Source organism: Streptomyces sp. NPDC088246 (genome assembly GCF_044741025.1).
Lineage (GTDB): Bacteria > Actinomycetota > Actinomycetes > Streptomycetales > Streptomycetaceae > Streptomyces.
In genome coordinates, this window is sequence record NZ_JBIURV010000126.1 from 1 (window position 1) to 6,008 (window position 6,008).

Below are 6,008 nucleotides of genomic sequence, written 5' to 3' on the forward strand. Positions count from 1 at the left end.
TCGACAAAGCCGCGGCAGAAGCCGCCGCCGCGCTGGTGCCACGTGCCCGTAAGGCCCCCTCCGTAGCCCCTGCTGTCGGACCGTCCGCTCACGCACGAGGCCGGAGAAGACGAAGCGCCCCGACCGGATGAAACCGATCGAGGCGCTAAGTAGCAGGTCAGAGGGGGTTTCCCCGCGCTGCTGGCGGTAGGCCGTGTGGGACTCGAACCCACAACCAACGGATTAAAAGTCCCGGCAGGGTCATGCCGGGACTTCCGCCAGCTTCCACGCTGGTCCAGAAATGCCTAGTCAGAGGCATGCCGCATGCTGGCCGGTCCAAGGTTGTGTGCGCCATGTCAGCACGTCCGCTCACGCATCGCTCACGCATCCAGGCCCCGCTGAAGACGACCGAGCCAGCACACCTTCCAAATGTTCATCAGGGATCCGAGGTGGGTCGGTGGGCGTGCCGGCCTGGAGCGGAGAGGTCGGCAGGTGGGTTCCTCAACGATCCCGGACACCGGTGGATGGGACCAGAACTGAGACCGCGGCGCGGCCGGAGCCTTGCCGGTCAAGAGCAGACAGCAGTCAGCCGTGGCGGGTTCGAGTTTGAACCAGCGGCCCCTTTGTCCCGAATGAGGTTCGGCGAAGATCGTGACCTGCGAGGAAATCCCGGGCGCTCCGGCGCGCGCTGGCAATGCATGCCGTGGAGAGGGCAGTTGCCACGTTGACGCTCATTGTGTTCATCAGGCCACCCTGGTCTCTGGATCGTCACGCAGGTCCTATCTGGCGGCGCTTGTGCCCGGCCTGCGGTGTGTCAACCGCACGAGCCCCCGCGTGTCCTGAGCGATCATCCGCATGGCCAGACGTGGCGACTGCGGTGTTCGCGGCGTCGAGGCTGCGCGTAACGGCGCTGGTCGGAGCGGGCGAGCCTGGCTGGAGCGGGGCCGCCGCACACCCCTTCCGTGACCGAGGCCGACTATCTCTCCGCCCGGGTAACGGAAATCTATGTCGGCCAGAGTAGACATTGGGTGGTGGTGTGGTTATGGTTTCTCTCGTAGCCCAGAGAGACAGCAGGGCCCGGCAGAGACGAACTGCCGGGCAGCAGTAACCGCAGTTGCAGTTCGCAGGACGGTGCGGTGGTGGAGTTCCGAAGCCAGGGTTGTTGCAGGACGGCGACGGGACTGGCGACCGGACCGGGTGGCCCGCAGTGATCAGGGGCCGCCGTGAGCAGTACCCGCAAGTGCAGTACGCAGCAGTGAAGTCAGTGAGCAGCACCTCGGTGAAGGCGTCGGCTGCGGACGCGCGCACCGGGAGGTTCGGCAGTGGGGTTCCAAGCCAGAGCAGATGCAGGACGGGCGACGGGGCTGGCTGTCGAAAAGTGGCGCTGGCACAGGCCACAGAGCAGTACGCAGGAGAGCAGTACCAGCAGTAGGTAAGTGATGATCCCAGAGGGAAGAACGGAGGAGCCAGGCGCCATCAGGATCGCCCGGGTGGAAGTTTTGAGCCCGGGTACCGCAGGACATCGATAGCGAGGTGGTCTCCGGTCAAGCAACCGCGATCCCCGCACCCCCGACAACTTCCAGGTCGGGTCAGCGGAAATAGAAGGCCGGCGCAGTATCAGGGTCGGCAGATGGTGTAGCAGTTCCTTCGGGGCTCGGGTGCCGTACGGCACCCGAGCCCCTCCACGCGTTCCACAGAGAGGTGCAAATGACAGCAGACGACTCGTTCGGCCGTCTCAACGACGACGACTACCCTGCCTACACGATGGGTCGGGCCGCCGAGATGCTCGGTACCACACAAGGTTTCCTCCGCGCCATCGGAGAAGCCCGCCTGATCACCCCGCTGCGTTCCGAGGGCGGCCACCGGCGCTACTCCCGCTACCAGCTGCGCATCGCCGCACGCGCCCGCGAACTCGTCGACCAGGGCACCCCCATCGAGGCCGCCTGCCGCATCATCATCCTCGAGGACCAGCTCGAAGAAGCCCAGCGCATCAACGCCGAATACCGCCACGCCGCCGAATCAGAGAACCCGACGACCGCGGGCTGACGCGTGGCTTCTGGGTCAACTGCCTTGACCAGGATGCTCCCTTCGCCCACATCTTCGTCGTGGGCGTTCTGCTGCGGCGGAGGAGCCAGGGTGACCGCCTCCGTCTGCCGCATGTCGTAGGACGCTTCATCGGCAGGAAGGTGTGAGGCAAGGGCCGCGGGAACTGTGAAGTGGTTTGACGCGCAGAACGGCTGCGGCTTCACCGCCCGGACAGTGGCGGCTCGGACGTGTTCGCCCACCGTACGGCGATCAGCCCGCGCGCGGAGCGTACTGCTGCCCCGGGCAGGTCCTGCTGTCCGACTGGTTCGCACGAACGGTGGGCGTCGGCCGCCTTCAGCCTCAGTCCATGGTGGTGGGATCTGGGGCACTCGTGAGAGCGCCGCGCAGCAGCGCTGCGCTGATCTGCGTCGGGACCCGTATACGGGCTGATGGGCCCCCGTAAACGACGACCGCTCTTCCTGGAACGCTGTGTTCCGGATGGATCAATATCTATGACCGCGAGACGAGAGTTTAATGTGCCGCGCGGACAGTGTGTTTACTGCAACGGGCAGAGCGGAATTATTGACCGTACGCAGGCCGCTACCGCATGCTACTGTCGATCTCAGTTGCAGTCGTGGTTCCCAAAAACCTCAACGCCTTTCGTCGGCATTTTTAGCCGCGGGAAGCGTTTTGTATTTCCGGTCATCTCCGGGCGGGGCATCATCGCGGCGACCCGGTATCCGTGGATTGCGGGTTCCGGCGTACTGCCTCACAAGGAGATATGACATGGCGTCTGGCACTGTGAAGTGGTTCAACGCGGCCAAGGGTTTCGGCTTCATCGAGCAGGACGGTGGCGGCGCTGACGTGTTCGCCCACTTCTCGAACATCGCCGCTCAGGGCTTCCGTGAGCTGCTCGAAGGTCAGAAGGTCACCTTCGACATCGCGCAGGGCCAGAAGGGCCCGACGGCTGAGAACATCGTTCCTGCCTGACGCTGACGCGCACTTCGTAGCTGGGGCCCGCATCCCTCGGGGTGCGGGCCCCAGCTACGGGCATTCCCCGGGGCTTCCCTGTGGGGCACAACGACGCCCGCAGATCCCTCTCCAGGAATGCGGACCTCTTTGAAGATGCACCCGTAGACGTCCGGGATCTCACGTCCGCATGACGTCACCCATTTCATCGCCTGCACTTGCACCGGATTCACCGCGGGCCAGATCTGCTTTCGCATTTCGTTCGGCTCGTTCTTGTGATTCCCCGCGCTGTTCTTCTGCTGCGAGAATTCCTTGATACGTGCCGTATCAAGGAAGGTTCTGAATGAACCCCTCACGTACGAACAACCGCTCCTCCCGCAGCCGTACCGGCGGTCCCGCCTTCGGCTCCGGCGCCGGTTCGCACCGGGGCAACCGCTTCGGCACGCCCGCCCCGAGCCGTTCCGGAGGGCCGAGCCGCCCAGGCGGCCGCGGCCGGCGGCCCGCGGCGGCCTCGGGCGAGTTCGCCCTGCCCAAGACGATCACTCCCGCGCTGCCCGCCGTCGAGGCGTTCGCCGACCTCGACATGCCCGAGCAGTTGCTGGCCTCGCTCACCGCGCAAGGCATGAGCGTCCCGTTCCCGATCCAGGGCGCGACCCTGCCCAATACCCTCGCGGGCCGCGACGTCCTCGGTCGCGGGCGCACCGGCTCCGGCAAGACCCTCGCCTTCGGCCTGGCCCTGCTGGCCCGCACCGCCGGGCAGCGCGCCGAGCCCGGCCAGCCGCTGGCCCTGATCCTCGTGCCGACGCGTGAACTGGCACAGCAGGTGACCGACGCTCTTACCCCCCACGCACGCTCGGTGAGGCTGCGCCTGGCCACTGTCGTCGGCGGAATGCCGATTGGCAGGCAGGTCAGCGCGCTGCGCCGTGGTGCCGAAGTCGTCGTCGCGACGCCGGGCCGCCTCAAGGACCTCATCGACCGGGGCGACTGCCGGCTGAACCAGGTCGCGATCACCGTCCTGGACGAGGCCGACCAGATGGCCGACATGGGCTTCATGCCACAGGTCACCGCGCTCCTGGACCAGGTCCGCCCCGAGGGCCAGCGGATGCTGTTCTCCGCCACACTCGACCGCAACGTCGACCTCCTGGTCCGCCGCTACCTCACCGACCCGGTCGTCCACTCCGTCGACCCGTCCGCAGGGGCGGTCACCACGATGGAGCACCACGTGCTGCATGTCCACGGCGCCGACAAGCACCGGATGACGACGGAGATCGCGGCGCGCGAGGGCCGGGTGATCATGTTCCTGGACACCAAGCACGCTGTCGACCGGCTGACGCAGAATCTGCTGAGCAGCGGGGTGCGGGCCGCCGCCCTGCACGGCGGGAAGTCGCAGCCGCAGCGCACCCGGACCCTGGCCCAGTTCAAGACCGGGCACGTCACTGTGCTCGTCGCGACGAACGTCGCGGCGCGCGGTATTCACGTCGACAATCTCGACCTCGTTGTCAACGTCGACCCGCCGACCGACCACAAGGACTACCTCCACCGCGGCGGCCGTACCGCGCGGGCCGGCGAGTCCGGCAGCGTCGTCACTCTGGTCACCCCCAACCAGCGCCGCGACATGAGCCGCCTCATGGCAGCCGCCGGCATCGTGCCGCAGACCACTCAGGTCCGCTCGGGCGAGGAGGCACTCAGCCGGATCACCGGCGCCCAGACCCCCTCCGGCATTCCCGTGACGATCACCACGCCGGTGGCCGAGCGACGTCAGCGCAGCCGGAGCGCGGCCTCCCGCGGTCGACGCAGCCCCGCTTCGACTGCCCGGCGCACGATCGTGCGGCAGTCCTCCTTCGACGCGGCGGCCTAGAACCCTTGATCAGGAAACTGGCCCATCTCTGCAGGAGGCACATCTTGGCACTACTGGTTCAGATGCAACCCCGCCCGGCGAGCGCCACCCCCGCGCACAGGACAGTGGCCGACACCATGGACACGGCCGGACCGCAGGTCTGCGACGACATGACCATCGAAGTCGCCCTGGCCGTCATGACCAGTGCCCGCACCGAGCACCTGCTCGTCTGCGACAACGACGGCCTGTGCACCCAACTGGTCACCCAGGCCCAGCTCGCCGCGGTCCGTGACAGCCCCGCGTACACGGACCGGGTCCAGCTACGCGACATTCTCGACAACCGCGGGCCGTTCACCTCACCCGCTACCACGATCACCGAAGCCCAGCACGCGATGCGCGGCCGCCGGCCCGGTGCCCTGCCGGTCGTCGACGAGCAGGGCAGCGCTCCGGGCGTCCTCGCCCTTGCCCACTGAACCGCCTCACCGCGGCGAAACCATTCCCCTTCATTCTTCTCCCTGTGAGGCATCATGCGCTGTGTCATCGCCCGCTTCCCGTTCGACCTCACCAAGAGCGGCGTCCTGGAATCCATGAAGGGCATCAAGCCCGAACAGGTCATCGGCGAGTCCGTGATCATCGGCCGCCGCACCTACCCCGTCAAGCAGGTCGGGCAGGTCATCACACGCCAGGACCGCCGCGATTTCAGCGCCGGCGAAATCCTCCGGGCCATGACCCAACTCGGCTTCACTTGCCCCGGCCTTCCCCACACCGCCGCGCCCACGCGCGTCCTCAACCCGTTCCAACAGGCTTCCGCGATGCTCGGCGCCCCTGCCGCCGTCTGACCGACGCGCAGGCGCAAGCCGCCACCAAAACAACAGTGAGGGTCCTCAGCGCGCAGCAGTGGATTCAGTGGTCCACTCGCCGAGATGAAGCCGTTCCGGAAGATCACCGGCCCAGCGACGCAGCAGAGCATCCGGCGCACGCTGCGAGCGGCTCTGAACGCGGCGATCGCCCAGCAGTACATCACCTTCAACCCGGCCTCCCACGTCGAGCTGGAGTCCGGCAAGCGTCCTAAGCCCCTGCTCTGGACGACCCAGCGGGTGGAACGCTGGCGTGCCACCGGTGAGCTGCCGTCACCGGTGATGGTCTGGACGCCTCCGCAGTTCGGCACGTTCCTGGACGCGGCCGAATCCGATCGGCT

General features: G+C 67.0%; 5 protein-coding genes and 1 pseudogene. All 6 read left to right on the forward strand.

Going from position 1 to position 6,008, the window contains the following annotated elements; genetic code table 11:
* Positions 1–1,686: 1,686 nt before the first annotated feature.
* Positions 1,687–2,025: a MerR family transcriptional regulator gene (locus ACIPEK_RS46090; RefSeq protein ID WP_266359503.1), complete on the forward strand. Its 339-nt coding sequence runs from the start codon at positions 1,687–1,689 to the stop codon at positions 2,023–2,025.
* A 765-nt stretch (positions 2,026–2,790) separates the two neighbouring features.
* Positions 2,791–2,994 (forward strand): cold-shock protein, encoded by a 204-nt coding sequence (locus tag ACIPEK_RS46095; RefSeq protein ID WP_030304224.1) that lies wholly within the window; start codon positions 2,791–2,793, stop codon positions 2,992–2,994.
* 322 nt (positions 2,995–3,316) lie between these two features.
* Positions 3,317–4,831, forward strand: coding sequence for a DEAD/DEAH box helicase (locus ACIPEK_RS46100; protein WP_367432119.1), 1,515 nt, complete (start codon positions 3,317–3,319; stop codon positions 4,829–4,831).
* Between the two features lie 62 nt (positions 4,832–4,893).
* Complete coding sequence (locus ACIPEK_RS46105) at positions 4,894–5,283, forward strand: CBS domain-containing protein (RefSeq protein ID WP_402008883.1); 390 nt, start codon at positions 4,894–4,896, stop codon at positions 5,281–5,283.
* A 54-nt stretch (positions 5,284–5,337) separates the two neighbouring features.
* Positions 5,338–5,649, forward strand: a complete 312-nt coding sequence (locus ACIPEK_RS46110; protein ID WP_327368876.1) for an SCO5918 family protein — start codon at positions 5,338–5,340, stop codon at positions 5,647–5,649.
* 75 nt (positions 5,650–5,724) lie between these two features.
* Positions 5,725–6,008 (forward strand): annotated as a pseudogene (locus tag ACIPEK_RS46115) (site-specific integrase); the annotation flags it as partial.

Bases quoted from the DNA above. Each gene is read 5' to 3' on its own strand.
- ACIPEK_RS46090 (WP_266359503.1), top strand. From the start codon at position 1,687: ATGACAGCAGACGACTCGTTCGGCCGTCTCAACGACGACGACTACCCT.
- ACIPEK_RS46095 (WP_030304224.1), top strand. From the start codon at position 2,791: ATGGCGTCTGGCACTGTGAAGTGGTTCAACGCGGCCAAGGGTTTCGGC.
- ACIPEK_RS46100 (WP_367432119.1), top strand. From the start codon at position 3,317: ATGAACCCCTCACGTACGAACAACCGCTCCTCCCGCAGCCGTACCGGC.
- ACIPEK_RS46105 (WP_402008883.1), top strand. From the start codon at position 4,894: ATGCAACCCCGCCCGGCGAGCGCCACCCCCGCGCACAGGACAGTGGCC.
- ACIPEK_RS46110 (WP_327368876.1), top strand. From the start codon at position 5,338: ATGCGCTGTGTCATCGCCCGCTTCCCGTTCGACCTCACCAAGAGCGGC.